Genomic DNA, 26,233 nt, shown 5'->3' on the forward strand with positions numbered 1-26,233 from the left:
CAATAATGAGCAAGCCCCTGCGTTTCGCCCTGAACCGTATGGTCGCCCCACGTTTGTCACTGCCCGCTTTCATCGACCTGGCGGTAGCCCTCAAGGCCGATGCCATCGAGATTCGTAACGACCTTAAAGGCGTCGAGATCGAGGACGGTACTTCGGCCGAGCATGTCCGTGAATTGTGCGTGGCCCAAGGCATCACCGTGCTGTCGATCAACGCGCTGTATCCGTTTGATGTGTGGAGTGACGAGCGCCGGGTTCAGGCCTTGAAACTGGCGGCTTATGCCCGGGATTGCGGCGCGCAGGGTTTGGTCATGTGTCCGCTGAATGATCGTACCGATACGCGCAGCGAGGCCGAACGCGCCGACGGGTTGCGCATTGCGTTGAGTGAACTGGCGCTGATCCTGCGCGATCACGGCATCCTCGGTTTCATCGAGCCGCTGGGTTTCGAGGAATGCTCGCTGCGGATTAAACGTACGGCGGTGGAGGCGATCAAGGCTGTCGGTGGGCTGGATGTGTTCCGCTTGGTTCACGACACCTTTCACCATCACCTTGCCGGCGAGTCCGAGTTTTTCCCCGAATTGACCGGGCTGGTGCACATCTCTGGCGTCGAGGATACCAAGGCGCCGCTGGCGACCATTCGCGACGGCCATCGCGTGCTGGTGGGCGAGGGCGACATTCTTGGTAACGCGGCGCAGATCGACACCTTGCTCGGCAGCGGTTACAGCGGCTACCTGTCGTTCGAACCGTTTGCCGACAGCGTCCATGGCCTGGCCAATATCCAGCAGGCCATCGGCGCAAGCATGGATCACCTGCAAAACTCCCTGACCTGACACGTTTATCGAGTCGATGGAGATCCCCTGTGGGAGCGAGCCTGCTCGCGATGACGGCGGCACATGCAAAATTAATGTCGCCTGAAACACCGCCATCGCGAGCAGGCTCGCTCCCACAGTGATCGCATTTCACAGCACACACCGGATTCAGCTTCAAAGGAAGGTGCCGCATGACCACAACAAGACTGACCATGGCCCAGGCCCTGGTGAAATTCCTCGATAACCAGTACATCGAGGTCGATGGCGTCCAGAGCAAATTCGTCGCCGGGATCTTTACCATTTTCGGCCACGGCAACGTGCTGGGCCTGGGGCAAGCGCTGGAGCAGGACAGCGGCGACCTGATCGTCCATCAGGGCCGCAACGAGCAAGGCATGGCCCATGCCGCCATCGGTTTCGCCAAGCAACACCTGCGGCGCAAGATCTACGCCTGCTCCTCATCCGTCGGCCCGGGCGCGGCGAACATGCTGACCGCCGCCGCGACGGCCACCGCCAACCGTATTCCCTTGCTGTTGTTGCCCGGTGATGTCTACGCCTGCCGCCAGCCGGACCCGGTGCTGCAACAGATCGAACAGTTCCACGACTTGAGCATCAGCACCAACGACGCGTTCAAGGCCGTGAGCAAATACTGGGACCGCATCAACCGCCCCGAGCAGTTGATGACCGCGGCGATCCACGCCATGCGCGTGCTCACCGACCCTGCCGAAACCGGCGCCGTGACCCTGGCCTTGCCGCAAGACGTGCAAGGCGAGGCCTACGACTATCCTGATTACTTTCTGCAAAAACGCGTGCACCGCATCGAGCGTCGTCCGGCCACCGAAGCGATGCTTGGCGATGCCTTGGCACTGTTCAAAGGCAAGCGCAAGCCGCTGATCATCTGCGGTGGCGGGGTTCGTTATTCCGGTGCCAATGCGGCATTGCAGGCGTTTGCCGAGCGTTTCGATATTCCCTTCGCCGAAACCCAGGCCGGCAAGAGCGCGGTGGTGTCCAGCCATCCGTTGAACGTGGGGGGGATTGGCGAAACCGGGTGTTTGGCGGCGAATCTGCTGGCCAAAGAGGCGGACCTGATCATCGGCATCGGCACCCGCTACAGCGATTTCACCACCGCGTCGAAATCTCTGTTTCAGCATCCGGACGTGCAATTTCTCAACCTCAACATCAGCCCGTGCGATGCCCTGAAACTGGATGGCGTGCAACTGCTGGCGGATGCGAAAGCCGGTTTGCTGGCACTGGCCGAAGCACTGGGCGATTACCGTTCCAGCTGGGGCGATCAACCGCGCCAGGCCAAGGCGCAACTGGACGAGGAGGTCGATCGTCTCTATCAGGTCGAGTACCAGACCCAAGACTTCTCCCCGGAAATCAACGACCACATGGACCCGGCGGTCCTGCGTGAATTCATCGAGCTGACTGGCTCCTGCCTGACCCAGAGCCGCGTACTCGGCGTGCTCAACGAGACCCTCGACGATGACGCCGTGATCGTCGCCGCCGCCGGCAGTCTGCCCGGTGACTTGCAGCGCAGCTGGCGCAGCAAGGGCGTGAACACCTATCACGTCGAATACGGTTATTCCTGCATGGGTTACGAGGTCAACGCCGCACTGGGCGTGAAGCTCGCAGAGCCGGGTCGCGAGGTCTATGCGCTGGTCGGCGACGGCTCTTACATGATGCTGCACTCGGAGCTGGCGACCTCGATCCAGGAGCGACGCAAGATCAACGTGGTGCTGCTCGACAACATGACCTTCGGCTGCATCAACAACTTGCAGATGGGCAACGGCATGGACAGCTTCGGCACCGAATTCCGTTTCCGCAATCCGGACACCGGCAAGCTCGATGGTGGTTTTGTGCCGGTGGATTTCGCCATGAGCGCGGCGGCCTATGGCTGCAAGACTTACAAAGTGAACACCGCTGACGAGCTGAAAGCCGCGCTGGCGGATGCGCGCTTGCAGACGGTGTCGACGCTGATCGACATCAAGGTACTGCCCAAAACCATGATTCACGGCTACCTGTCGTGGTGGCGGGTCGGCGTGGCGCAAGTCTCCACCAGCGCCCGCACCAACGCGGTGGCCAAGACCCTGAATGAACGACTGGCCAAGGCCCGTCAGTACTGATTGCCCTGAATCGAACACCAAGGAGTCCTTACATGTCATTAAAGTTAGGCGTCATCGGCACCGGGGCCATCGGCCAGGATCACATTCGTCGTTGCAGCCAGACCTTGCTCAACAGCCAGGTGGTCGCCGTCACCGACATCAATTTGCAGCAAGCGGCCAAGGTCGTTGCCGACCTGAAGCTGACCGCCGAGGTCTACCCGGACGGCCTGGCGCTGATCAACGCGCCAGAAGTCGAAGCGATCCTCGTCACCTCCTGGGGGCCGAGCCACGAAGCGTTTGTATTGGCGGCGATTGCGGCGGGTAAACCGGTGTTCTGCGAAAAACCCTTGGCCGTCACCGCTGAAGGTTGCCGCAACATCGTCGAAGCCGAAGTGGCCCACGGCAAGCGCCTGGTGCAAGTGGGTTTCATGCGCCCCTATGACGAAGGGTATCGCGCACTCAAGGCAGTGATCGACAGCGGCCAGATCGGCGAACCGCTGATGCTCCATTGCGCGCACCGCAACCCGACCGTGGGCGAGAATTACAAGACCGACATGGCGATCACCGACACGCTGATCCACGAACTCGACGTGCTGCGCTGGTTGCTCAACGACGATTACGTGTCGGTGCAAGTGGTTTTTCCGCGCAAGAGCAGCAAAGCCCTCGCACATTTGAAAGACCCGCAGATTGTGTTGCTGGAAACCGCCAAGGGCACGCGGATCGATGTGGAAGTGTTCGTCAATTGCCAGTACGGCTACGACATTCAATGCGAAGTGGTGGGGGAGACCGGCATCGCCAAACTGCCTGAGCCTTCGCAGGTTCAACTGCGCAGCGGGGCGAAGCTGTCCAACGCGATTTTGATGGACTGGAAGGATCGCTTCATTGCCGCCTACGACGTTGAGTTGCAGGCGTTCATCGACGGCGTGCGAGCCGGGCAGGTGGGCGGCCCATCGGCATGGGACGGCTTCGCCGCCGCAGTAGCTGCCGACGCCTGCATCGAAGCCCAGAACAGCGGCCAGATCGTAAAAGTCGCACTCCCTGACCGCCCCCACTTCTACGGCTAACCAAAAAACCTGTGGGAGCGGGCTTGCCCGCGATAGCGATCCGTCAGTCACATAGACGTTGAATGTGCTGCCGTCATCGCGGGCAAGCCCGCTCCCACAGGGACTGTGTTCTATTTATAAGGAGAATCCATTCATGCGCATCGGACTTGTCGGCTACGGCCACGGCGGCCGGTTTTTCCATGCTCCGCTGATCAGCAGCCTGCCAGCGGCGACGTTCGTGGGCGTGGTCACTCGCTCCCTGGAGCGCCGACAATTGCTGGCGACCGAGCACCCCGGCGTACCGGCCTTCGACAGCATCGGCCAATTGGTCGAAGCCGGGATCGATGTGCTGGTGGTGTCGACACCGCTCAAGGGGCGCCCGGCGCTGGTGCTCGACGGCATCGAACACGGCGTGGCGGTGGTTAGCGACAAGCCGTTTGCCGCCGATGCGCAGCAAGCGCAAACCCTGATCACCATGGCCGAGCGCCAGGGCGTGCGGCTCAGCGTCTACCAGAACCGTCGCTGGGACTCGGACTTCCTCACCGTGCGCAAACTCATCGAGTCCGGCGCTCTGGGCCGTGTCACCCGTTTCGAGTCGCGGATCGAGCGTTACTCGCCGCAATCGGTGAACAACAGCAGTGGCGGCGGCTTCCTGCGCGATTTGGGCAGCCACCTGGTGGATCAGGCGTTGCTGCTGTTCGGCCCGGTGACCCGGGTGTACGCCGAACTGGATTACCGGGAAAAAGACCAGGCCTTCGACAATGGCTTCTTTGTATCCCTGACCCACGCTAACGGAGTGATCTCGCACCTGGGTGGCAGTTGCCTGCAAAACACCCCGGGCCCACGTTTTCGCGTGACCGGCACTCAAGGTTGTTACAGCGTCGATGGCCTGGACGGGCAGGAAGCTTCAGCGCTCGCCGGGCTCTCGCCGAAATCCGAGGGTGAGCGCTGGGGCGTGGAAGAGCATCGCCGCTGGGGCTGGTTCGAACAGGGCGAAGTGCGCGAGCGGGTGCCTTCGGAGCGTGGCTGCTGGAATCAGTTCTATTTGCAGCTACAAACCGCGTTACAGAGCGGTGGCCCACTGCCCGTGGACGCCCGTGATGCACTGGCGACCACCCGCGTTCTAGACGCTGCGCGGTTGAGTTTCGAACGGCGTCAGGTCGTGGAATTGAGCCCGTTTGCGAGCCATGGAACAAAATTAGAATAAAATTCTAAAATTAGTTGATATAGAAATAATATTCCAATAAAGTCATTTCCAGCGAACTGCCTCGCACACGTTTTAAACGCTTTTCCCGCTTGCCTGCTTACTGAAAATCGTCACGCCTCATCCATAAAACCAACAAGAATGTGGAGAAAGACTTTTCATGAAGACCAAGATCCGTTTTGCCTCACTGGCCTTGTCCCTGATGTTCGCCAGTGGCGCTGCCCTCGCCGACATGAAGATCGGCGTCAGCATGTCCCAGTTCGATGACACCTGGCTGACCTACCTGCGCGAATCCATGGACAAGAAGGCCAAGTCCTACCCCGATGGCGTGCAGCTGCAATTCGAAGATGCCCGCAGCGACGTGGTCAAGCAGTTGAGCCAGGTCGAAAGCTTCATCAGCCAGAAAGTCGATGCCATCGTGGTCAACCCGGTGGACACCGCCGCCACCAAGAAAATCACCGAAGCCGCCGTCAAGGCCGGCATCCCGCTGGTCTACGTCAACCGTCGCCCGGATGACCTGAAGCTGCCCAAAGGCGTGGTCACGGTGGCCTCCAACGACCTGGAGGCCGGTGAAATGCAGATGCAATACCTGGCCGACAAAATGGGCGGCAAGGGCGACATCGTGATCCTGTTGGGCGACCTCGCGAACAACTCCACTACCAACCGCACCAAAGGCGTCAAAGAGGTGCTGGCCAAATACCCGAACATCAAGATCGAACAAGAACAGACCGGCACCTGGCTGCGGGATAAAGGCATGACCCTGGTCAACGACTGGCTGACCCAGGGCCGCAAGTTCGATGCGGTCGTGGCCAACAACGACGAGATGGCCATTGGTGCCGCGATGGCCCTGCAACAGGCTGGCGTCGACAAGGGCAGTGTGCTGATCGCCGGTGTCGACGGTACGCCGGACGGCTTGAACGCGATCAAGAAAGGCAGCCTGGCGGTCTCGGTGTTCCAGGACGCGAAAGGCCAGGCCGACGGCTCCATCGACACGGCAGTGAAAATGGCCAAAAACGAGCCGGTTGAACAGGCCGTGTGGGTGCCATACCGCTTGATCACCCCGCAGAACGTCGACACGTTCAAATAGCTCGCCTGCCCCATAACAACAATAAGCACGCAAGGTTGCCACCGCGACCTTGCTGATGGAGTACCTGATCATGTTCGCTTCAGCGACTGCTTCAAGCACCCCGTTGGTGGGTATCCAGCCAACCGCAACACCTGTCGATGAGCCGTACCTGCTGGAGATCATCAACGTCAGCAAGGGTTTTCCCGGTGTGGTGGCGTTGTCCGACGTGCAGCTGCGGGTTCGCCCCGGCTCCGTGCTGGCGCTGATGGGCGAGAACGGCGCGGGCAAATCGACCCTGATGAAAATCATCGCCGGCATCTACCAGCCGGACGCAGGCGAACTGCGCCTTCGGGGCAAACCGGTGGTGTTCGACACGCCGCTGGCCGCGCTCCAGGCCGGGATCGCGATGATCCACCAGGAACTCAACCTGATGCCGCACATGAGCATCGCCGAGAACATCTGGATCGGCCGCGAGCAGCTCAACAGCCTGCACATGATCGACCATCGCGAGATGCACCGCTGCACCGCGAAATTGCTCGAACGCCTGCGGATCAACCTCGACCCGGAGGAGCAGGTCGGCAACCTGAGCATCGCCGAACGGCAAATGGTCGAGATCGCCAAGGCCGTGTCCTACGACTCCGACATCCTGATCATGGACGAACCGACCTCGGCCATTACCGACAAGGAAGTCGCGCACCTGTTCTCGATCATTGCCGACCTCAAGAGCCAGGGCAAAGGCATCATCTACATCACTCACAAAATGAACGAAGTGTTCGCCATCGCCGATGAAGTGGCGGTGTTCCGTGACGGCGCCTACATCGGCCTGCAACGGGCCGACAGCATGGACGGCGACAGCCTGATTTCGATGATGGTCGGCCGCGAGCTGAGCCAGTTGTTCCCGGTGCGCGAGAAGCCGATCGGCGATCTGTTGCTGTCGGTGCGCGACCTCAAGCTGGAGGGGATTTTCAAAGGCGTGTCCTTCGACTTGCATGCCGGCGAGATTCTCGGCATCGCCGGGCTGATGGGCTCGGGCCGCACCAACGTTGCCGAAGCGATTTTCGGCATCACTCCTAGCGACGGTGGCGAGATTCGCCTCGATGGCGAAGTGGTGCGCATCAGCGATCCGCACATGGCGATCGAAAAGGGCTTCGCCTTGCTGACCGAGGACCGAAAACTCAGCGGCCTGTTTCCGTGCCTGTCGGTGCTGGAAAACATGGAAATGGCAGTGCTGCCGCATTACGCCGGCCACGGCTTCATCCAGCAGAAAGCTTTACGAGTCTTGTGCGAAGACATGTGCAAGAAGCTGCGGGTGAAAACCCCGTCGTTGGAACAATGCATCGACACCTTGTCCGGCGGCAACCAGCAGAAAGCCTTGCTGGCGCGCTGGCTGATGACCAATCCACGGATCCTGATCCTCGACGAGCCGACCCGCGGCATCGATGTCGGCGCCAAGGCCGAGATCTACCGGCTCATTTCCTACCTCGCCAGCGAAGGCATGGCAGTGATCATGATTTCTTCGGAACTGCCGGAAGTGCTCGGCATGAGCGACCGGGTGATGGTCATGCACGAGGGCGACCTGATGGGCACCCTCGACCGCAGCGAAGCGACCCAGGAACGAGTCATGCAACTGGCCTCGGGTATGTCCGTACGCCATTGAATCAAGGGTGAGCAGAGTCCAGGGGTGAGCTGAGTTCAGTGGTGATCAGGGATTCTGTGGCGAGGGGATTTATCCCCGTTGGGCTGCGAAGCGGCCCCAAAAGAATGGGACTGCTGCGCAGTCCAACGGGGATAAATCCCCTCGCCACGAACAAGCTCTCTCGCCACATGCATTTTATTTAAAGGGTGGGTTATGAACGCAATTCTGGAAAACAAGCCAGCAACGGCACCGGCCAAGAGTCGCCGGCGCTTTCCGACCGAGTTAAGTATTTTCCTGGTGCTGATTGGTATCGGCCTGGTCTTCGAAGTGTTCGGCTGGATCGTGCGCGACCAGAGCTTCCTGATGAACTCCCAGCGCCTGGTGCTGATGATCCTGCAAGTGTCGATCATCGGCCTGCTGGCGATTGGCGTGACCCAGGTGATCATCACCACCGGTATCGACCTGTCCTCCGGTTCGGTGCTGGCATTGTCGGCGATGATTGCTGCCAGTCTGGCGCAGACCTCGGATTTCTCCCGGGCGGTGTTTCCGTCGCTGACTGACTTGCCGGTGTGGATTCCGGTGATCGTCGGGCTCGGCGTAGGACTGCTGGCGGGCGCGATCAACGGCAGCATCATTGCCATCACCGGGATTCCGCCGTTCATTGCCACCCTCGGCATGATGGTCTCGGCGCGTGGCCTGGCGCGTTACTACACCGAAGGCCAGCCAGTGAGCATGCTCTCGGATTCCTACACGGCCATCGGACATGGCGCCATGCCAGTGATCATTTTCCTGGTGGTCGCAGTGATCTTTCACATCGCCCTGCGCTACACCAAGTACGGCAAGTACACCTACGCCATCGGCGGCAACATGCAGGCGGCGCGCACCTCGGGGATTAACGTCAAGCGTCATTTGGTGATTGTCTACAGCATCGCCGGGTTGCTGGCGGGCCTGGCGGGCGTCGTGGCCTCGGCGCGTGCCGCGACCGGGCAGGCGGGGATGGGCATGTCTTATGAGCTGGACGCGATTGCCGCGGCGGTGATCGGCGGCACCAGCCTGGCCGGTGGCGTCGGGCGCATCACTGGCACCGTGATCGGCGCGTTGATACTCGGGGTGATGGCCAGCGGGTTTACCTTTGTCGGGGTTGATGCGTATATTCAGGACATCATCAAGGGAATGATTATTGTGGTGGCGGTGGTGATCGACCAATACCGCAACAAGCGTAAACTCAAGCGCTGAGTCGTAGAACAGACAGCCAATGCGCCACGCCTGACCCGCGTGGCGCAGCCGTTTGTCTTCTCTATACAGCCGCTCGATTGAATTTCTTGCTATAAACGCACTCCGATAACCACCGCAAAGACTGCCATAGAGCACTTTCCGGGCTTTGTCGGACAAATTCGCTGTCTTTTCAGTTGCTGATGCCTCAAGTCGGCCTTAGACTGCCGGCCCTCGTAAATTGAGTGCCGGGTGGCGCTTGGAATAAACGGCGCCTTTGCGACGGCCAGACTTGGTCCGCCGGAACGCTCCCTAATTCGCCTTAATGCACGTTTTTTATAGAGATATCAATGACAAAGGACAAGTTGCTGGCCATGCCGGCGGATGACTACATGAATGCCGAGCAACATGCTTTCTTCTCCGAGCTGTTGCAGAACATGAAAGTCGAAACCCATGAGCGCATCGAACAGAACCGCATCGCCATCGAGAGCCTGGACACCCCAGCCGATCCGGCCGACGCTGCTTCTGTTGAAGAAGAGCGCACCTGGCTGGTGAACGCGATCGATCGCGACCAGCGCATGCTGCCTCAGTTGGAACAGGCTCTGGAACGCATCAAAGAAGACAGCTTCGGCTGGTGCGACGACAGCGGCGAGGCCATCGGCCTGAAACGCCTGCTGATCAGCCCGACCACCAAGTACTGCATCGAAGCTCAAGAGCGTCACGAACAGATCGACAAGCACCAGCGTCAGGCCTGATTTCGTAGCGCCCCGCATCGCGGGCAATCCCGCTCCCACGGTTCACGATGAACCTGGAGTGAGGCTTGCCCGCGATGCTTTTTGCTGTCTGCGAAAACCTCAAGCACTTCTATTGATCTGCTGCAACGCCCACTACTAATGGACCATAGATAATGGCCCTGTAGTGGCGTTTAATGCATGCACAACAATTAGAAGGTTCATGGGGTGACGAAGATGACGAGAGACGGATCTCTGGTTGCGGCAGTGCCTGCACCAGTGTTTTTGCCGAAAAACCCTTGGCTGACGCCAACCCTGCAAAGCGTCGCCCTGATGCTCTTGCTGTGCGGCATGGCGCTGGGTGGCTGGTCGCTTTACCTTTGCCTGCCACTGGCGGTGCTGGTGATCTGGCTGCCTCGACTGCGCACGCGCGCCACTCCCGAAGCAACGGCTGTCGACGGCGCCAGCGCCATCGCCGAGTTGACTCGCGATCTTTCCTACACCACCAGTCATAACGCCTTGTCGGCCGCAGGCGTCGCCTTTTCGGTCAAGCAACTGGCGGACAAACTGCAATCGCAACTCGACGCGGCGGCGCGAATCGTCAGCAACGCCGAAGTGATGATCGCGACCGAAAAAGCCACCTCGACACTCAGCCGCGAAGCCCTCAGTGCCGCCAGCGAAGCTCATCAGAGCAGCGCAGCAGGGCGCACGGAACTGATCGAATCCATCAGCCGCATGCATCAGCTCAGTCAGCGCGCCAGTAACAGCCGCGAACTGATCGAGGCCCTGAGTCTGCGCAGTGACGATATTCAACGGGTCACTTTGGTGATTCAGTCCATCGCCAGCCAGACCAACTTGCTGGCGTTGAACGCCGCGATCGAAGCGGCCCGGGCCGGGGAGCACGGTCGTGGATTTGCGGTGGTGGCGGATGAGGTTCGCGGTCTGGCGGCGCGCACGGCGACGGCGACTGGTGAAGTCGGGGAGATGGTCGCCGATATCCAGCAACGCACGGCGCAAGTGGTGGAGCAGATCCGCCAACTGTCCAGCGACCTCGACATCGGTGTCCAGCAGGTCGAGCACACTGGCCAGCACCTGGAAAACATTGCGCGCCTGGCCGCTGGCGTAGAGAGTCAGGTTGGAGAAATCGCCAAGGGCGCGGACACCAACCGCGAGCAACTCGACAGCCTGTTCCACGCCATCGAACAAATGCGCAGTGACCTGGCGGTCAGTGACCAACAGACCCAGCGACTGGCCCAGGCGGCGGTGCAAATGGAAGGTCAGGCCGAAACCATCAGCGAGCGTCTCGCCGAAGTCGGACTGGATGACTACCACCAACGGATTTATGACCTGGCCCGCGAAGGCGCCAGCCAGATTGCCGCGCGTTTCGAAGCGGATATCGATCAGGGTCGGGTCAGCCTCGATGACCTGTTCGATCGCAGTTACCAGCCGATCCCCAACACCAGCCCGGCCAAGTTTCAGACCCGCTTCGATCGCTACACCGATCAGGTTTTGCCGGCCATCCAGGAACCGTTGCTGCCGCGCCATGAAGGTCTGGTGTTTGCCATCGCCTGCACCCAGCAGGGTTACGTGCCGACCCATAACAAAATTTTCAGTCAGCCGCTGACTGGCGATGCGCAGGTTGATACGGTGCAAAATCGCACCAAACGCAAATTCGCCGACCGCACCGGCATCCGCTGCGGCAGCCATCAACAGCCGGTGTTGTTGCAGACCTACACCCGCGACACGGGCGAACTGATGCACGACCTTTCTGTGCCGATCATGCTCAAGGGGCGGCATTGGGGTGGGTTGCGGTTGGGCTACAAGCCCGAGAGTCCTCGCTAAAGGCGTGATGCTGGTTTTTGTGGCGATTGGGCTTCCCGTGGCGAGGGGATTTATCCCCGTTCGGCTGCGCAGCAGTCGTAAATCCGGACAATTCAGTATGTCTGAACGGACGCCGGGGGCCGCTTCGCGACCCAACGGGGATAAATCCCCTCGCCACAAGGTTTATCGTTTGGCTCAGGAATAGATGTCAGTGAACCTGATGCATACGCAGGTTCAGGTCGTCGACCACCCGCGCCCAATCGGCGTCTTCACGCAATTGTTCTTTGAGGAAGCCGGCTTGTTGCGGCGTCCAGAACTCGGCATCGATCAATTTCTTGTCGTCGGCCAAAGGCGAATGGCGCGCGATGAAATCGTCGATGGCTTTCTCGCTGGAGTCCAGACCGAGCTGGTCGAACAAACCTTTCAAGTCGTGTGTAGGTGAATCCATCTTTATCTCCTTGCGGTCGCGATCTGAGGTGCGGCTTCATTGCATCTGAGGGAGCCGCGCGTCAGGAGTTCGAAAGCGATGTTGGAAAGCAGGAGAGAGCATAGACGGCAAATCCGACGATCAGGCTTTCAATGCACCTTCATCGACAGCAGTTTTCAGAGCCTGGGCAGCTTCTTTGGCGGCGATGGCAGCGACGTCCGAGGTCTTGAACCAGCGATCCTTCTCGACCTGGTGATACGTCACCGCGGTCAAGGGAGGTTTGGCACGCATGACAATGACTGCCTGGAATTCGCCTTCGACCTCTCTGGCTTCGCCCCGGATAAAAAATTCACCGATATCAAATTCCGTCACGTAGCTGCCTTCCCTTGGAAATATGTTGTTGTATTGAACGCCGTCCGTCCTGGGGACGGATTTCATTGGTCGGGCAGTATGGCAGCAGTTGCCTGCCGGCGGCTGAGTTAAGTCGCCGGTGTGACGAAACGTCTATAGGCATGAAGACAGACGAGGGCGTCAGCCGCGTAGCTCGAATGAGCGGGCGAGGGCGCAGGCTTCGTTATGGCAGCCACGGAAACCTCTTACACGACCCGTGGAAATTTCCTTGATATGGAAGAAGGAACTGCCCGCCAGCACGACCTGAAAGCGCGGCAGCAGAAGGCTTTCAGGCTGCAACTCATGGGGCTGGTACATCGCCGGGTGCAAGGGGGCGGAGCTGTTTAAGCGCGTTGCCTGCGAGGAAGCGAAGTGAGTCATGGTGCACATGTGAAGTCCTTTTCATTGTTTTACCGACGTGTGTACGTCGTTTTGGGTAGTCTCGGTGAGCATGGCTGCTCTAGAATCACCAACACCGGTTGGCGAATGGTGTTCATCTAAAGCAATTTTTTACTGGCGATATGTCGGAAAAGTGCTTTTTTTAGAGAGAAACTTCCCTAAAGTTGGTAATCCGGTTTCCTCTGGCTGCAAGAAGGGCGTTTTCCTTCAACACCTGACGACTTTCACAGAGGACGGCGCGAGTGGTATTCCAGTAATCTCACTGTCCTCGCGAGGCATGAGCACTCTGCTCGGCTCAGGATTTCAATTCGGGTCTTACGGTAAAACTTCGGCATGGCCGCTTTTTTCTGCTGTGCGCTTTTTCTGCGTGCGGCATCAATTTCAGATGTGGGGATGTTTCCTTGGCAGTAAGTAATCTCGATATGCATGCTTTGTTCGTGCTGGGTGATTTGCGCGCAAAGCTGGTTAAACAGTTCCAGTCACGTTTCGTTTACATCACCGAACAGAACGCTGAAGGCATTTACATTGCCGAGATAGACACCGAAGAGGCGTTGGTGGTCGATGACAAGCCAGGGCTCAAGCTCAAGGTCGGTGATCATTTCAGCGCTTCGGTATTGCCCAGTCGTGAAGGCGGCAAGCTCGACATCAAGTTCCGTGAAATCAAACTGACGGTGTACGGGCTGGGCGATTACGCCTTTGTCACCACCGCAGACGGTCAAGCGGTTGTGTTCAAGGAAGGTCATAGCGTGGTGATGGTCTTCGCCGCCCACCAGCAATTGCAGGAAGGCCTGACCAAAACCCTGAAAGCCGTAACCGCCAAAGCCGCCAAGTGGCGCAAGGGCGAACTGGTGACGTTCAAGGCCAGCGAGTAATGACCCTGGCCCGCGCCGATTTCCACGAACAGAACCAGGCCAGTGCGCAAGTCGAAGCCCGGCGACTGTTCGAGCAGAAGGCTGTTCTGCAGGGAGGCTGGCTGAATTGGGTGGCGTCACAGATCTACACGCTGCGCCCGGCGGCGTACGCCAGCATGGTAAGAAGAGAGCTGGCAAGCTTGCAGGAAACTTCCGAAAAGTAATTCATGCCCCCTCGAATGCAGGAACCTCTACTACAGTCAGTTGACTGAGTATTCAGAGGCTTGCGGTCTTCTGTCAGGCCATCCTGCTATTGCTGTGAACAGCACGAGGTGCAAAAGCATGAAAGGATTTCGACGGTTGCTGGCCGTTGCCCTGGCCACGTTGGGTGTGTTGAGTTCGCCCGTTCCGGTATCCGCTGCCCAGGCGCCGATTCACTTCGCCGACCTGAACTGGGAAAGCGGCAGCCTGATCACCGACATCCTGCGGATCATCGTCGAGAAGGGCTACGGCCTGCCGACCGACACCTTGCCCGGGACCACCATCACCCTGGAAACCGCCTTGGCCAACAATGACATTCAGGTCATTGGCGAAGAGTGGGCCGGTCGCAGTCCGGTCTGGGTCAAAGCTGAAGCCGAGGGCAAAGTCGTGAGCCTGGGCGATACGGTCAAGGGCGCGACTGAAGGCTGGTGGGTGCCCGAATATGTGATCAAGGGCGACCCGGCCAAAGGCATCAAGCCGCTGGCCCCGGGTTTGCGAAGTGTCAGCGACCTGCCCAAGTACAAGGACGTGTTCAGCGATCCGGAAAGCCCGGGCAAGGGACGCTTCCTCAACAGCCCGATTGGCTGGACATCGGAAGTGGTGAACAAGCAGAAACTCACCGCCTATGGCCTGAACGACAGCTATGTGAATTTCCGTAGCGGTTCCGGGGCGGCGCTGGATGCAGAGATCAGTTCGTCGATCCGTCGTGGCAAGCCGGTGCTGTTTTATTACTGGTCACCGACGCCGTTGCTTGGGCGCTTCAAGCTGATTCAGCTGGAGGAACCGCCCTTTGATGCCGAAGCCTGGAAAACCCTGACGGACGCTGACAACCCCAATCCGAAACCGACGCGCTCGCTGGCCTCGAAGCTCTCGATCGGCGTGTCCACGCCCTTCCAGAAACAGTATCCGCAGATTGCCGATTTCTTCAGCAAGGTCGATTTCCCGATCGATCCCTTGAACAAGGCACTGGCCGAAATGAGCGAAAAACACACCCCGCCACGGCAGGCGGCAGAGGCGTTCATGAAGGCGCACCCAGAGGTTTGGCAGGCATGGTTGCCGAAGGATGTGGCGGATAAAGTCTCCGCCGAGTTGAAGTGATGAGTTTGATACCGCCTTCGTGAGCTGGCTCGCTCACACATTGGATCTGCTGTGTTCACAAAAAACACGACGCAGCGATAAAGCATCGCGGCCATCTATGTGCGAGCAGTGCGGGCGAGTTTCATTCAGCGGCGCTTTACCGGCGTCGATAACAAATACCCTTACAAAAACGTTCAAGGAGGTTCATCCTGCTGCGACATTTCACGCTGGATGTCTGAATATGAGCCTGATGATCGCGCAAGGGATGGCTGCCATCTTCCTGTTGATCAGCCTGATCCACCTGTACTGGGCGGCAGGTGGAAAGTTGGGTAGCGAGGCGGCGGTGCCGCGAATATCACCAGACGGTGGCGGGGAACCCAGGCCGGCGTTCAAACCGTCGGGGTTTGCCACGTTGCTGGTCGCGGTGGGATTGCTGTTGATCGCGATGCTGGTGTGCCTGCGGGTCGGGCTGTACTTGCCGGCGGTGCAGCACTGGGCGCTGCAATGGGTGATCAGCGCCATTGCGATGCTGATGTTTGCCCGGGCGATCGGCGATTCGAATCTGGTCGGGTTCTTCAAGCAGGTCAAGGATTCGAAGTTTGCCCGGCTCGACACCTGGGCGTATTCGCCGTTGTGTGTGGTGTTGGGGGCGGGGTTGCTGGCAGTCGCCTGGATCTGAGTCGTTGCAGTAATAGCCATCGCGAGCAGGCTCGCTCCCACATTGGATTTTCAGTGAACACAGATTTTGTGTCTGACAGAGATCAACTGTGGGAGCGAGCCTGCTCGCGATGAGGCCCGCCCAATCAACAAAAACGTCTGAACCTAACTCCCGCTTTCCGTGCGCCGGCTACTCACCTCGGCCGGCACATCATCCCCCGCCATGCGCTTGCGAAACAGCGCCGCCCGCGCCAGCAGCAATGTTGTTACCGGCACCGTGATCGACAACAGGATCGGAATCAGCCAGGCATGCAGCACCGGCCCGGACTTGAGCGCCGAAAAGTAAATGATCGACGCCAGCGCCACACACCACGCCCCCAATGTCGAAGCCAGCGCCGGCGGGTGCATGCGCTGGAAATAATCCTTCATACGCACCAGGCCAATGGCGCCGATCAGTGCAAACAGACTGCCGAGCACCAGCAGAATCGCCACCGGAATATCAATCCACAGAGACAGTTGCGTGTTCATTCGATCACCTCGCCACGCAGCAGGAATTTGGCCAGGGCAAACGAGCCGACGAAGCCGAACAGGGCGATCAGCAGCGCCGCCTCGAAGTAAGTGTCACTGGCATAACGAATGCCTAGCGCCAGCATCATCAGCATCGCAATGATGTACAGGTAGTCCAGCGCCAGAACCCGGTCCTGGGCCGACGGGCCTTTGAACAGGCGAATAAGGGTCAGGATCATCGCCAGGGAAAAAATGAACAGGCTCAGCAGGATCGCGTTCGACAGCAATTCGCTCATTCGAAGATCTCCATCAGGGGGCGCTCATAAGTCACCTTGAAGTGCTCGATAAACAGCGCTTCATCGTCCAGATCGAACACGTGCAGCAACAGGATGCTGCGGTCCAGCGCCAGTTCCGACCAGACCGTGCCGGGCACCACCGTGCAGATCATCGACAGCGCCGCGAGGCCGTTGGCATCGCGCAAAGCCAGCGGTACTTTAACGAAACGCGAGCGCGGTGGGCGGCGACCAGCGTTGAGCACGCCCCAGGCGATGACGAGGTTGGACACCAGCACGTCGCGACCGACCATAAAGAACAAACGCAGGATCACCCCTGGTCGACGAATTCGGATCGGCAGCGGCCGCAGCTTGCGCATCATCAGCGGCGCGCAGAGCCCCAGCATCGCGCCGAGCAACAGATTGCCAGGGCTCAGCGAGAGGTTCAGCAGCAGCCACAGCAGCCACAACGCCAGTGACAACCACGGTGCCGGAAACAGATGCTTCATGGCTGCACCTCCAGCATCGCCGCACGGGCTTCCGGGCTCGGCACCACACGCGTACCCAGCACCGCCATGACGTATTGCTGCGGATTGTTCAACGCATTAGCGGCCGCCTGGGTGTAGCGCAGCAGGGGTTCGGCCTTGAAGGTCAGCGCAACGCTCAGCCCCAGCAGGACGATGATTGGCACGCATTCGAAACGGCGCAGCAAGGGTGACGGCCGTTCTTCGGGGGTCCAGAAACGCTGGATGCCCAGGCGTGAGAAGGCAATCAGCGACGCCAGCCCGGACAGAATCAACAACGCCAGCAAGCCCCACGCCGCATTCGACACCGGTTCATCAGCGCCATTGCCCAACCCCAGCGGGTTAAGCAGGGCGCTGAGCAGGCTGAGTTTGCCGATAAACCCGGACAGCGGTGGCATGCCGATGATGAGCAGCGCGCAGGCAATGAAGCTCAAGCCGAGGAACGCCACGGTCCAGGGAATCACCTGGCCGACCACGGCTTTCTGCTCGTCATCGAGGTTGATGCCTTTGGGCGGTTGCAGGGATTCCATCGGCCGTGGCAGCAGGTCGCCGTCGTCGAACAGCGGCATTTCGTTGGCCGAACGGGAACGCTCGATCAACTCGGCCAGCAGGAACAGCGCGCTCAACGCCAGGGTCGAGCTGACCAGATAGAACAGCGCCGCACCGATCAGGTTTGGCTGGGCGAAACCGATGGCCGACAGCAGGATCCCCGCTGACACCAGAATGCTCAGGCTGGCCAGGCGTTCCAGCCGTTGTGCGGCAAGAATCGCCACGCCGGCGCAGGCGATGGTCGCCATGCCGCCGTAGATCAGCCAGTCGCCGCCAAAGTACGCCGACGCCCCGGCCTGCCCGGAGAACAGCAGGGTCCACAAGCGCAGCAAGGTGTACACGCCGACCTTGGTCATGATCGCGAACATCGCCGCCACCGGCGCGCTGGCCGCCGAATAGGCCGGCACCAGCCAGAAGTTCAGCGGCCACATCCCGGCCTTGGCCAGGAACGCTACGGCGAGAATTCCCGCGCCGGCATGCAGCAGGCCGCGATCGGCTTCCGGCACCAGCGGGATTTTCAGCGCCAGGTCGGCCATGTTCAGCGTGCCAGTGACGCCATAGATCAGCGCCGCGCCGATCAGAAACAGCGACGACGCCAGCAGGTTGATCGAGATGTAATGCAACCCCGACGACACCCGCGCCCGGCCCGAACCGTGGAGCATCAGGCCGTAGGAGGCTGCCAGCAGCACCTCGAAGAACACGAACAGGTTGAACAGGTCCGCCGTCAGGAACGCGCCGTAAAGTCCCATCATCTGAATCTGGAACAACGCATGGAAACTCGAACCGGCGCCGTCCCAACGGGCCATGGCGAACAGCAAGGCGCTGACGCCGATGATCCCGGTCAGCACCAGCATCAACGCCGACAGGCGATCGACCACCAGCACGATACCGAACGGCACCTGCCAGTTGCCCGGCAGGTAGACACCGATCGAGCCCGGCACGCCGGTGGTTTGCGTCCATTGCAGCAACAGCACGGAAATCCCCAGGCCCAGCAGGCTGGAGAACAGGTTGATCTTGGCTTTCAACGGGCGGTGTTTCTCGCCGAGCATCAGCATGATGGCGGCGGTCAGCAGCGGCAGCAGAATCGGTGCGGCGATCAGGTGCGTCATCGCAGTCATTCTTTAGGCTCCCGGCCATCGACATGGTCGGTCCCGGTCAAGCCCCGGGAGGCGAGCAACACCACTAGAAACAGCGCGGTCATGGCGAAGCTGATCACTATGGCGGTCAGCACCAGCGCTTGCGGCAAGGGGTCGGTGTAATGCAGCAAGTCCTGCGGCACGCCGTCCTTGATGATCGGCTCCTTGCCGATAAACAGGCTGCCCATGCTGAAGATGAACAGATTGACGCCGTAGGACAGCAGGCACAGGCCCATCACCACCTGAAACGTCCGTGGCCGCAGGATCAACCAGACGCCGGACGCGGCCAGTACGCCGATGGCGATTGCGATGACTTCTTCCATCAGACGGCTCCTTTGGTGGCGACGGATCTGGGCAGGGCTGCGGTCTTGTGACCCCGAACCGATTGGTGGGCGAGGGCGGTGAGGATCAACAGCGTCGAACCGACCACCACGGCGTACACGCCGATGTCGAAGAACAGTGCGCTGGCGACGTGAATGTCACCCAGCACCGGCAGTTCGAAATGCCAGGTGTGGGTGGTCAGGAACGGATACCCGACTGCCATCGCACCGAGCCCGGTGGCCGTGGCGAACAGCAGGCCGGTGCCCATCCAGCGCAGCGGTCGAAGGCTCATTTGCGCCTCGACCCACTGGGTGCCGGCGACCATGTATTGCAGGATGAACGCGACCGACATCACCAGCCCGGCGACAAAACCGCCGCCCGGTTGGTTGTGCCCGCGCATGAACAGATAGAAGGACACCACCACTGCAATCGGCAGCAGCAGGCGCACCAGCACCGCCGGGACCATCATGAAACCGAGCGCGGTGTCGCTGGCGTGACGCGGGTTGACCAGGTCGGTGACGACGTCGGGTGCGAGCAGGCGCTGCTGGGCCGGCAACTGCAGGCTTTCTTTCGGTGGGCGGAAGCGTCGCAGCAGGGCGAATACGGTCAGGGCCACGGCCGCCAATACGGTGATTTCACCGAGGGTGTCGAAGCCGCGGAAGTCCACCAGCATCACGTTGACCACGTTGCTGCCGCCGCCTTCGGGCAGGGCGCGACTGAGGTAGAACGAAGAAATGTGGTTCGGCGTCTGGCGCGTCAGCATCGCGTAGGACAGCAACGCCATGCCGCCGCCGACGGCGGTCGACAGCAGCAAGTCGCGGATACGCCGCACGCGCGCCTTGCGCAAGGTGCTCGGCAGTGGCGACACCTCTTCGATCCGGCGCGGCAACCAGCGCAGACCGAGCAGGATCAGCACCGTGGTCACCACTTCGACCACCAGCTGCGTCAGCGCCAGGTCCGGTGCCGAAAACCAGACAAAGGTCACGCAGGTCATCAGACCGCAAACGCTGACCATGGTCAGGGCCGCGAGCCGGTGATACTTGGCCTGCCACGCGGCGCCGAGGGCGCAGGCAATCGCCAGCAGCCAGAGGGTCACGAACACGATCGAGCCGGGAATTTTCGGCCGGTCGCCCCAGCTCAGGCTGCTGTGCAGCATCGGGATCAATCCGGCAAACACCGCTGCGAGGACCACCAGGAATAATTGGGTTTGCAGGCGTTTGGTGCTGACCCGCCGCTCCAGCCGACGGGCCAGGCGCATCATGATCACCAGGCTGCGCTCGAACTGGCGCTTGCCGTTGAACCGGCCAATGATCGGCGGGTATTTGAAACGCCCGAGTTTGAGCTGCTTGCGCAACAGCAGATAGAGCACGATGCCGCAGGACATGGCGATCAGGCTCATGATCATCGGCGCGTTCCAGCCGTGCCAGATCGCCAGGCTGTATTCGGGCAAGGTTCCGCCCACCACTGGCAGGGCCGCCGCGGCCAGCAACGGGCCGACCACTTGCGCCGGGAAAATCCCCACGATCAGACACGCGAACACCAGCAACTCCACCGGCGCGCGCATCCAGCGTGGCGGTTCGTGCGGGGTGTGGGGCAGGTCGGTGGCGGTCGGGCCGAAGAACACGTCAACGGTGAAGCGCAGCGAGTAGGCGACGCTGAAGGTGCCGGCGATGGTCGCAACGATCGGCAAGGTCATCTCGACCCAGGCCGTGGCGTTGATGAACACGGTTTCGGCGAAGAACATCTCTTTTGACAGGAAGCCGTTGAGCAGCGGTACGCCCGCCATCGAGGCGCTGGCGACCATCGCCAGGGTCGCGGTGAACGGGATCAGCTTGATCAGGCCGCTGAGCTTGCGGATGTCCCGGGTGCCGCTTTCGTGGTCGATGATCCCGGCGGCCATGAACAGCGAGGCCTTGAACGTGGCGTGGTTGAGGATATGGAATACGGCGGCCACGGCGGCCAGAGGGCTGTTCAGACCCAATAGCAGGGTGATCAGGCCGAGGTGGCTGATGGTTGAGTAGGCCAGCAAACCTTTGAGGTCGTTCTGGAACATCGCGCAGTACGCGCCGAGCAACAGGGTGCAGGCCCCGGCGCCGCTGACGATGTAGAACCATTCTTCACTGCCGGACAGCGACGGCCATAGCCGTGCGAGCAGGAACACCCCGGCCTTGACCATGGTTGCCGAGTGCAAATAGGCCGAAACCGGTGTCGGTGCCGCCATCGCATGGGGCAGCCAGAAGTGGAAGGGGAATTGCGCACTTTTACTCAGGGCGCCGATCAGGATCAGGGGTAGCAGGATAGGGTAGAGGTGGTTCGCGCGAATCAGGTCGCCGGCGGCCAGGACCTTGTCCAGGTCATAGCTGCCGACCACATGGCCGAGCAGCATGACCCCCGCCAGCAAGCACAGTCCACCGGCGCCGGTGACCATCAGCGCCATATAGGCGCCGCGTCGCGCATCGGCGCGGTGGTGCCAGTAGCCGATCAACAGGAAGGAAAAGAGGCTGGTCAGCTCCCAGAAAAACACGATCTGGATCAGGTTGCCGGAGATCACCAACCCAAGCATCGCGCCCATGAACGCCAGGAAAAAAGCGAAGAACCGCGGCACCGGATCGTCCGGCGACATGTAATAGCGGGCGTATAAAGAAACCAGCGTGCCGATGCCCAGCACCAGCATCGAGAACAGCCAGGCGAAACCGTCCATGCGCAGGACGAAGTTCAGGCCCAGGCTGGGCAGCCAGAAGAACTCTTCACGAATGACGCCGCCATCGGCGATTTGCGGGTACAGAAGGGCAACCTGCACGGTGCCTATCAAGGCAACCAGGCCAGCCAACAAAGATTCGGTGTTACGCGCGTTGTGAGGCAGCAATGCCGCCAGACAGCTGCCGATAAAAGGCAGAAGCAGTAGAACTATCAGGGACATAGGCTTCTAATCTGCGGAAGTTTGTGAAGCATCATACGTGCCAGCTCCCCGATCACCAAACGCCAAGCTGTCGCAGAATCCTACAAGGTAGACGGAAAAACCCTGATTCACATTGTTTCAACGGGCTGTATTCAGCAGGTCTGGCCTCTTCGCGAGCAAGCCCGCTTCCACAGTGGATTTACTGTGTACACATAACCTGGGCACAACACAGTTCCAGTGTGGGAGCGGGCTTGCTCGCGAAGGCGATCTACCATACGCCACAGATAATGCGGTTTAACCGTGAGTTTCGCGTTCCAGCTCTTCCTCCGCCGCAGCCGCCTTACCCTTGGTCTTCAACTCACTCACAATCACCGCCGCCACAATCAACCCCGCACCCACCAAGGCAATCGCCGGCAACCGCTCCCCGGCGATCCTTCCGACAATCCCGGCCCACACCGGCTCGCCCGCGTAAATCAACGTCGCCCGGGTCGGCGAAACGCTTTTCTGCGCCCAGTTCATCGCCACCTGGATCGCCGCGCTCGCAGCCCCCAAGCCCAGCGCACTGCACAGCAACAACCATGAGAAATCCGGAATCACTTCCTGAGTCGGTACCACCATCAGGAACGACAGCACCGACGTGGTTGCCAGTTGCACCACCGTTACCCGCCGCACATCGACCTGGCCGGCATAGGTGCTGATCAAAATGATCTCCGCCGCAATCGCCACGGCGCTGATCAACGTGGCGATTTCACCGGGACTGAAATTAAAGGAAGCACCAGCCGGCCCGGACAGCAGCATCAACCCGGTAAACGCCAGCATGATGCCGATGCTCGGCATCAGCCCCGGACGCCGCCCCAGCACCAGCCATTGCAGCAATGGTACGAAGGGCACGTACAACGCGGTGATAAACGCCGACTGACTGCTGGGAATGCTCTGCAAACCCACGGTCTGCAAGCCGTAGCCAAGCATGATCGCCACGCCGATAAAGGCACCGGCCTTGAGTTCGAACAGGGTCAGCTCCCGCAGGTGACGCCAGGAGAACAGCGCAACAATGATCGCCGCCGCGGCAAAGCGCAGGCCGACGAAAAACATCGGTCCGCTGACGGTCATCGCATGCTGCACCAGCAAGAATGTCCCGCCCCAGACCATGGTGATCAGCACGAGCACGCACTCGGCTTTGCTGAACCGCGAGAAACGGGAAGAAGTGTGAGGGGCGTTCACAGACGTCATGACCTTGCGTACTACCTGAGGGCGACGCACAATGCGCCGAATGTTGCGCAGTATACTGCCCAACCCCACCGAGTGAGCAATATAGTGCACAAAGATTCTCCCCAGCGGGCTTCGGTCCTCCAGCACGTCAGCCAGAACGTCCGACGCCTGCGCCATGCCGCCGACATGAGCCAGACCGCGCTGGCCGAAAAGTCCGGGGTCAGCCGCCGCATGCTGGTGGCCATCGAGGCCGGCGAGAAGAACGTCAGCCTGACCACCCTCGACCGCGTGGCCGAAGCGCTGGACGTGGCGTTCAGCGATCTGATCCAGGCCCCGGATGCCCGCGACCCGAGCCGCATCAACGAAGTCGCCTGGGCCGGAAAGATTCCCGGCAGCAAAGCCGTTTTGCTGTCGAAAGCCACCGCCACCCGTGAAGTGGAACAGTGGGAGTGGTGCCTGCAACCGGGGGAGGTTTATCCGTCGCAGCCGGATGCGGAAGGTTGGAGTGAACAGATCTATGTGTTCGAAGGCTGCCTGACGTTGATGCTGGGCGATACCCCTCATGAGATCGCGGCCGGCGAGTTCTACATGTTTGCCAGCGACCAGCCCCATGCCTATCGCAACGATGGGCCGGTGGCGGCGCGATTTGTGCGAAACGTGGTGATCTAAGCCCTGATTACCGCTCATCGGAAATGAGCGCATACCTGTTATTTCTGACAGTAGACGTTAAACGTCATTGAGCTCTCAATAGCGTTCAGCGCTTCATAACTTCAGCGGTGCAAATTATCTGCTGATAGCGCTTCTCTCGAACGTGTACTAGAAGGAATCAGGAAATGGATTTGGACCCGCTTAAAATTAAAGAAGCTATCGATGGGGTGATCACGATGTCGGCGGTCGAAGAGGGCGGGACGGCTATTATTTCTTGTTGGTCTGATGCTTCTCGTGGTGATGAAGTTGATATTCACATTAAAAAAGAAGTTGTCTACACCTATACACTTACGGGGCTGGAAGGTGAAGAGATAGAGGTGGTGGTGCTAAAAAAATTCTTCCTTAACTACTCAGGCCAGGAAAAGGTTCCATTTACGTATATTGTCTACCCGGGTGGCGGTGGTAATGGATGGCAGTCAAAACCGGTTTCCTATGATATTCACTTGGCTGTGAGATCAATCTAAACTTCCCTGTTTATAAGCAGGGAGGACTTATAAGTTGGTTTTGATTGCTGCTTCGATGGCATGCTCAGCGTTCTCTAAGCGAGAGCGCTGATAAGTTCCCCTACATGCTGTTGCTCAAGCAACAGGTAAACGTCAGTTTGCTGCATATTCTTTATCGGATAATGCATGTTTTTTTGCATAACCAGTTGAATAATAAGGAATAGATATTCTGGCACGGCTTGTGAAAGAGATCTCGGGTACTCACCCGAAATCCGGAGTCGGCCCATGACAGCCTCTGCCCAAGCCCCTCGCACCGCCCACGTCATCCACTCTGACGCCGAAGCCATTGCCGTCGCTCACAAGCTCGCCGCACGCTTCGCCGTCGAGGCCAGTGTCCGCGACCGTGAACGACGCCTGCCCGTCGCCGAGCTCGACGAGTTCTCCGCCAGCGGTCTCTGGGGCATCACCGTTCCCAAGCCATACGGCGGCGCCGGCGTTTCCTACGTGACCGTCGCCGAAGTGATCAAGATTATTTCCGTCGCCGACTCATCCCTTGGCCAAATTCCGCAAAACCACCTCGGCGTCCTCGACATCCTGCTGCAAACCGCCACCGAAGAGCAGAAGCGCTACTACTTCGGCAAAGTGCTGCAGGGCTATCGTTTCGGTAATGCCTTCTCCGAATCCAAAAGCAAAAACGCCGGTGCCTTCGAAACCCGCATTCGTTTCGACAAAGCCGGCACGGATTTCGAGATCCACAAACGGCTCAAGTAGAACATCCTCGACAAGGGCAAAAGCGACCTAAAGGACCTGAAGAATTTCGGCAGCGTCTACTACAACTCCGGGCTGGTGAACGCCGCCGTGATGGTCGAAGCGATCCGTACCGCCCAAGGCAAGTTCGGCAAGCGCCCGCTCAATGGCGAGGAAGGGCGCTGGGGCCTGGAACACCTGAACATCGACGATGCGCGGCTCAAAGACATGGGCTACTTCGGTTTGATGCAGAACCTCAAGCTGTCCTGCAAGGATCACGAGGGTGGCGGTTCGGCGCGGGTTCAACAATGGGACGGCGCCAACTGGACGCTGATCAGCGACTGGATCCCCGCCGACCGTGCACTGTTGCGGCCATTGATCGATGAGAAATCCGCCGCCTTCGCCAAGGAAAAAGGTCTGACGCCACGCACCTGCACCGGGGATGAATAAGCCATGAGCCAAGCCGCCAGCGACATTGCTGCCCAGGACCTGTTGCAGGTCAAAGACATCGAGGTGATTTACGACGGCGCGATTCTGGCCGTGGCGGGCGTGTCGCTGACTGTGCCCAAGGGCGGCATCGTGGCGTTGCTCGGGGCCAACGGCGCGGGCAAAAGCACCACGCTCAAAGCGATCTCCGGGTTGGTGCGCGCCGAGAGGGCGGAAGTCAGTCGCGGGAGCATCGAGTTTCTAGGGCGCGATACGGCGGGTGTCGATCCAAGCCTGCGGGTGCGCCAGGGCATGGTCCATGTGCTGGAAGGTCGCCACGTCTTCCCGCAACTGACGGTCGAAGACAACCTGCGCAGCGGCGGGTTTGTCCGGCGTTTGAGCCGTCAGGACATGGCTCATGATCTGGAGCGCATCTACGCGTGGTTTCCGCGCCTGAAAACCAAGCGCAAGACCCAGGCCGGGCTGACTTCCGGCGGCGAGCAGCAAATGGTCGCCATCGGTCGGGCGTTGATGACGCGTCCTACTTTGGTACTGCTTGATGAACCTTCCATGGGATTGGCGCCTATTATCGTCCAGGAGATTTTCGAGATCGTCGCGCAACTCAATCGCGACGAGCAGGTGAGCTTCCTGATTGCCGAGCAAAATATTAACGTGGCACTCAAATACGCATCGACGGCCTACGTGTTGGATACCGGTCGAGTGGTGCTGTCCGGGAGCAGTGAGGCGCTGCTGGCGCGGGGCGACCTGCACGATTTCTATTTAGGTAAACATTGACCAGTGAGAACGCC

Annotated in this window: 26 protein-coding genes and 1 pseudogene; 17 read left to right on the forward strand and 10 right to left on the reverse strand. The window is 59.9% G+C overall.

Annotated features, from left to right (window positions below):
- The first annotated feature begins 5 nt into the window (after positions 1–5).
- The 9 genes from ACA053_RS11795 to ACA053_RS11835 all read left to right on the forward strand — a co-directional run bounded on the left by ACA053_RS11795 (position 6) and on the right by ACA053_RS11835 (position 11,642).
- On the forward strand, positions 6–827 hold the full coding sequence (locus ACA053_RS11795; protein ID WP_497395581.1) for a TIM barrel protein: 822 nt from the start codon (positions 6–8) through the stop codon (positions 825–827).
- A gap of 170 nt (positions 828–997) precedes the next feature.
- The gene (gene iolD, locus ACA053_RS11800; RefSeq protein WP_497395583.1) at positions 998–2,929 is read left to right on the forward strand and encodes a 3D-(3,5/4)-trihydroxycyclohexane-1,2-dione acylhydrolase (decyclizing); all 1,932 of its coding nucleotides are present in this window, start codon (positions 998–1,000) and stop codon (positions 2,927–2,929) included.
- A gap of 32 nt (positions 2,930–2,961) precedes the next feature.
- Complete coding sequence (iolG, locus tag ACA053_RS11805; RefSeq protein WP_497395585.1) at positions 2,962–3,972, forward strand: bifunctional inositol 2-dehydrogenase/D-chiro-inositol 1-dehydrogenase; 1,011 nt, start codon at positions 2,962–2,964, stop codon at positions 3,970–3,972.
- Positions 3,973–4,105: 133 nt separating this feature from the next.
- Positions 4,106–5,158, forward strand: coding sequence for a Gfo/Idh/MocA family protein (locus ACA053_RS11810; protein ID WP_497395587.1), 1,053 nt, complete (start codon positions 4,106–4,108; stop codon positions 5,156–5,158).
- A 157-nt stretch (positions 5,159–5,315) separates the two neighbouring features.
- Positions 5,316–6,242, forward strand: a complete 927-nt coding sequence (locus ACA053_RS11815; RefSeq protein ID WP_010459630.1) for a sugar ABC transporter substrate-binding protein — start codon at positions 5,316–5,318, stop codon at positions 6,240–6,242.
- A 70-nt stretch (positions 6,243–6,312) separates the two neighbouring features.
- Positions 6,313–7,878: a sugar ABC transporter ATP-binding protein gene (locus ACA053_RS11820; RefSeq protein WP_497317374.1), complete on the forward strand. Its 1,566-nt coding sequence runs from the start codon at positions 6,313–6,315 to the stop codon at positions 7,876–7,878.
- 192 nt (positions 7,879–8,070) lie between these two features.
- Entirely contained in the window at positions 8,071–9,093 is a 1,023-nt protein-coding gene (locus ACA053_RS11825) for an ABC transporter permease (RefSeq protein ID WP_497395589.1), read from the forward strand.
- A 326-nt stretch (positions 9,094–9,419) separates the two neighbouring features.
- Positions 9,420–9,824: a TraR/DksA family transcriptional regulator gene (locus tag ACA053_RS11830; protein ID WP_007907888.1), complete on the forward strand. Its 405-nt coding sequence runs from the start codon at positions 9,420–9,422 to the stop codon at positions 9,822–9,824.
- Between the two features lie 594 nt (positions 9,825–10,418).
- Positions 10,419–11,642 carry a methyl-accepting chemotaxis protein gene (locus ACA053_RS11835; RefSeq protein ID WP_497396147.1) on the forward strand — a complete coding sequence of 408 codons (1,224 nt, stop codon included), beginning with the start codon at positions 10,419–10,421 and terminating at the stop codon, positions 11,640–11,642.
- Between the two features lie 187 nt (positions 11,643–11,829).
- Here ACA053_RS11835 and ACA053_RS11840 read toward each other — a convergent pair whose 3' ends face one another.
- The 3 genes from ACA053_RS11840 to ACA053_RS11850 all read right to left on the reverse strand — a co-directional run bounded on the left by ACA053_RS11840 (position 11,830) and on the right by ACA053_RS11850 (position 12,828).
- The gene (locus tag ACA053_RS11840) at positions 11,830–12,069 is read right to left on the reverse strand and encodes a DUF2789 domain-containing protein (RefSeq protein ID WP_282377837.1); all 240 of its coding nucleotides are present in this window, start codon (positions 12,067–12,069) and stop codon (positions 11,830–11,832) included.
- A 120-nt stretch (positions 12,070–12,189) separates the two neighbouring features.
- Positions 12,190–12,420, reverse strand: coding sequence for a hypothetical protein (locus tag ACA053_RS11845; protein ID WP_497396149.1), 231 nt, complete (start codon positions 12,418–12,420; stop codon positions 12,190–12,192).
- A 159-nt stretch (positions 12,421–12,579) separates the two neighbouring features.
- Entirely contained in the window at positions 12,580–12,828 is a 249-nt protein-coding gene (locus ACA053_RS11850; protein ID WP_497317378.1) for a hypothetical protein, read from the reverse strand.
- A gap of 431 nt (positions 12,829–13,259) precedes the next feature.
- Here ACA053_RS11850 and ACA053_RS11855 point away from each other — a divergent pair, with 431 nt between their 5' ends.
- From ACA053_RS11855 to ACA053_RS11870, 4 genes are all read left to right on the forward strand, one after another.
- Positions 13,260–13,709 carry a hypothetical protein gene (locus ACA053_RS11855; RefSeq protein ID WP_497318218.1) on the forward strand — a complete coding sequence of 150 codons (450 nt, stop codon included), beginning with the start codon at positions 13,260–13,262 and terminating at the stop codon, positions 13,707–13,709.
- Complete coding sequence (locus ACA053_RS11860) at positions 13,709–13,912, forward strand: hypothetical protein (RefSeq protein ID WP_109629926.1); 204 nt, start codon at positions 13,709–13,711, stop codon at positions 13,910–13,912. Before ACA053_RS11855 ends, ACA053_RS11860 begins: the two co-directional genes overlap by 1 nt.
- Positions 13,913–14,030: 118 nt before the next feature.
- Complete coding sequence (locus ACA053_RS11865) at positions 14,031–15,047, forward strand: ABC transporter substrate-binding protein (RefSeq protein WP_497395591.1); 1,017 nt, start codon at positions 14,031–14,033, stop codon at positions 15,045–15,047.
- 220 nt (positions 15,048–15,267) lie between these two features.
- Entirely contained in the window at positions 15,268–15,705 is a 438-nt protein-coding gene (locus ACA053_RS11870) for a DUF3995 domain-containing protein (protein WP_497395593.1), read from the forward strand.
- A 143-nt stretch (positions 15,706–15,848) separates the two neighbouring features.
- Here ACA053_RS11870 and ACA053_RS11875 read toward each other — a convergent pair whose 3' ends face one another.
- The 7 genes from ACA053_RS11875 to ACA053_RS11905 all read right to left on the reverse strand — a co-directional run bounded on the left by ACA053_RS11875 (position 15,849) and on the right by ACA053_RS11905 (position 23,211).
- Positions 15,849–16,211: a Na+/H+ antiporter subunit G gene (locus ACA053_RS11875; protein WP_497395595.1), complete on the reverse strand. Its 363-nt coding sequence runs from the start codon at positions 16,209–16,211 to the stop codon at positions 15,849–15,851.
- Positions 16,208–16,486 (reverse strand): K+/H+ antiporter subunit F, encoded by a 279-nt coding sequence (locus ACA053_RS11880; protein ID WP_007935991.1) that lies wholly within the window; start codon positions 16,484–16,486, stop codon positions 16,208–16,210. The genes ACA053_RS11875 and ACA053_RS11880 overlap by 4 nt, the downstream gene beginning before the upstream one ends.
- Entirely contained in the window at positions 16,483–16,971 is a 489-nt protein-coding gene (locus ACA053_RS11885; protein ID WP_497395597.1) for a Na+/H+ antiporter subunit E, read from the reverse strand. The genes ACA053_RS11880 and ACA053_RS11885 overlap by 4 nt, the downstream gene beginning before the upstream one ends.
- A complete protein-coding gene (locus ACA053_RS11890; protein ID WP_109629939.1) occupies positions 16,968–18,653 on the reverse strand; it encodes a monovalent cation/H+ antiporter subunit D in 1,686 nt (561 codons plus the stop codon). Before ACA053_RS11890 ends, ACA053_RS11885 begins: the two co-directional genes overlap by 4 nt.
- Positions 18,650–18,994, reverse strand: a complete 345-nt coding sequence (locus ACA053_RS11895) for a Na+/H+ antiporter subunit C (protein WP_007986256.1) — start codon at positions 18,992–18,994, stop codon at positions 18,650–18,652. Before ACA053_RS11895 ends, ACA053_RS11890 begins: the two co-directional genes overlap by 4 nt.
- Entirely contained in the window at positions 18,994–21,912 is a 2,919-nt protein-coding gene (locus ACA053_RS11900; protein ID WP_497395599.1) for a monovalent cation/H+ antiporter subunit A, read from the reverse strand. Before ACA053_RS11900 ends, ACA053_RS11895 begins: the two co-directional genes overlap by 1 nt.
- A 273-nt stretch (positions 21,913–22,185) precedes the next feature.
- Positions 22,186–23,211: a DMT family transporter gene (locus ACA053_RS11905; RefSeq protein ID WP_497395601.1), complete on the reverse strand. Its 1,026-nt coding sequence runs from the start codon at positions 23,209–23,211 to the stop codon at positions 22,186–22,188.
- Here ACA053_RS11905 and ACA053_RS11910 point away from each other — a divergent pair.
- From ACA053_RS11910 to ACA053_RS11925, 4 genes and pseudogenes are all read left to right on the forward strand, one after another.
- Positions 23,206–23,769 (forward strand): helix-turn-helix domain-containing protein, encoded by a 564-nt coding sequence (locus ACA053_RS11910; protein ID WP_497395603.1) that lies wholly within the window; start codon positions 23,206–23,208, stop codon positions 23,767–23,769. The genes ACA053_RS11905 and ACA053_RS11910 overlap by 6 nt on opposite strands.
- 164 nt (positions 23,770–23,933) lie before the next feature.
- Positions 23,934–24,272, forward strand: coding sequence for a hypothetical protein (locus ACA053_RS11915; RefSeq protein ID WP_497395605.1), 339 nt, complete (start codon positions 23,934–23,936; stop codon positions 24,270–24,272).
- A gap of 264 nt (positions 24,273–24,536) precedes the next feature.
- Positions 24,537–25,448, forward strand: a pseudogene (locus tag ACA053_RS11920) (acyl-CoA dehydrogenase family protein).
- A 3-nt stretch (positions 25,449–25,451) separates the two neighbouring features.
- Positions 25,452–26,219 carry an ABC transporter ATP-binding protein gene (locus tag ACA053_RS11925; RefSeq protein ID WP_497395607.1) on the forward strand — a complete coding sequence of 256 codons (768 nt, stop codon included), beginning with the start codon at positions 25,452–25,454 and terminating at the stop codon, positions 26,217–26,219.
- Positions 26,220–26,233 lie beyond the last annotated feature (14 nt).

This window comes from Pseudomonas sp. LBUM1672 (genome assembly GCF_059695655.1).

Coding starts and splice junctions, on each gene's coding strand:
- ACA053_RS11830 (WP_007907888.1), top strand. CDS start 9,420: ATGACAAAGGACAAGTTGCTGGCCATGCCGGCGGATGACTACATGAAT.
- ACA053_RS11870 (WP_497395593.1), top strand. CDS start 15,268: ATGAGCCTGATGATCGCGCAAGGGATGGCTGCCATCTTCCTGTTGATC.
- ACA053_RS11820 (WP_497317374.1), top strand. CDS start 6,313: ATGTTCGCTTCAGCGACTGCTTCAAGCACCCCGTTGGTGGGTATCCAG.
- ACA053_RS11895 (WP_007986256.1), bottom strand. CDS start 18,994: ATGGAAGAAGTCATCGCAATCGCCATCGGCGTACTGGCCGCGTCCGGC.
- ACA053_RS11880 (WP_007935991.1), bottom strand. CDS start 16,486: ATGAGCGAATTGCTGTCGAACGCGATCCTGCTGAGCCTGTTCATTTTT.
- ACA053_RS11875 (WP_497395595.1), bottom strand. CDS start 16,211: ATGAACACGCAACTGTCTCTGTGGATTGATATTCCGGTGGCGATTCTG.
- iolD (WP_497395583.1), top strand. CDS start 998: ATGACCACAACAAGACTGACCATGGCCCAGGCCCTGGTGAAATTCCTC.
- ACA053_RS11840 (WP_282377837.1), bottom strand. CDS start 12,069: ATGGATTCACCTACACACGACTTGAAAGGTTTGTTCGACCAGCTCGGT.
- ACA053_RS11925 (WP_497395607.1), top strand. CDS start 25,452: ATGAGCCAAGCCGCCAGCGACATTGCTGCCCAGGACCTGTTGCAGGTC.
- ACA053_RS11915 (WP_497395605.1), top strand. CDS start 23,934: ATGGATTTGGACCCGCTTAAAATTAAAGAAGCTATCGATGGGGTGATC.
- ACA053_RS11855 (WP_497318218.1), top strand. CDS start 13,260: ATGCATGCTTTGTTCGTGCTGGGTGATTTGCGCGCAAAGCTGGTTAAA.
- ACA053_RS11900 (WP_497395599.1), bottom strand. CDS start 21,912: ATGTCCCTGATAGTTCTACTGCTTCTGCCTTTTATCGGCAGCTGTCTG.
- ACA053_RS11810 (WP_497395587.1), top strand. CDS start 4,106: ATGCGCATCGGACTTGTCGGCTACGGCCACGGCGGCCGGTTTTTCCAT.
- ACA053_RS11825 (WP_497395589.1), top strand. CDS start 8,071: ATGAACGCAATTCTGGAAAACAAGCCAGCAACGGCACCGGCCAAGAGT.
- iolG (WP_497395585.1), top strand. CDS start 2,962: ATGTCATTAAAGTTAGGCGTCATCGGCACCGGGGCCATCGGCCAGGAT.
- ACA053_RS11835 (WP_497396147.1), top strand. CDS start 10,419: ATGATCGCGACCGAAAAAGCCACCTCGACACTCAGCCGCGAAGCCCTC.
- ACA053_RS11860 (WP_109629926.1), top strand. CDS start 13,709: ATGACCCTGGCCCGCGCCGATTTCCACGAACAGAACCAGGCCAGTGCG.
- ACA053_RS11815 (WP_010459630.1), top strand. CDS start 5,316: ATGAAGACCAAGATCCGTTTTGCCTCACTGGCCTTGTCCCTGATGTTC.
- ACA053_RS11795 (WP_497395581.1), top strand. CDS start 6: ATGAGCAAGCCCCTGCGTTTCGCCCTGAACCGTATGGTCGCCCCACGT.
- ACA053_RS11890 (WP_109629939.1), bottom strand. CDS start 18,653: ATGACTGCGATGACGCACCTGATCGCCGCACCGATTCTGCTGCCGCTG.
- ACA053_RS11885 (WP_497395597.1), bottom strand. CDS start 16,971: ATGAAGCATCTGTTTCCGGCACCGTGGTTGTCACTGGCGTTGTGGCTG.
- ACA053_RS11865 (WP_497395591.1), top strand. CDS start 14,031: ATGAAAGGATTTCGACGGTTGCTGGCCGTTGCCCTGGCCACGTTGGGT.
- ACA053_RS11850 (WP_497317378.1), bottom strand. CDS start 12,828: ATGTGCACCATGACTCACTTCGCTTCCTCGCAGGCAACGCGCTTAAAC.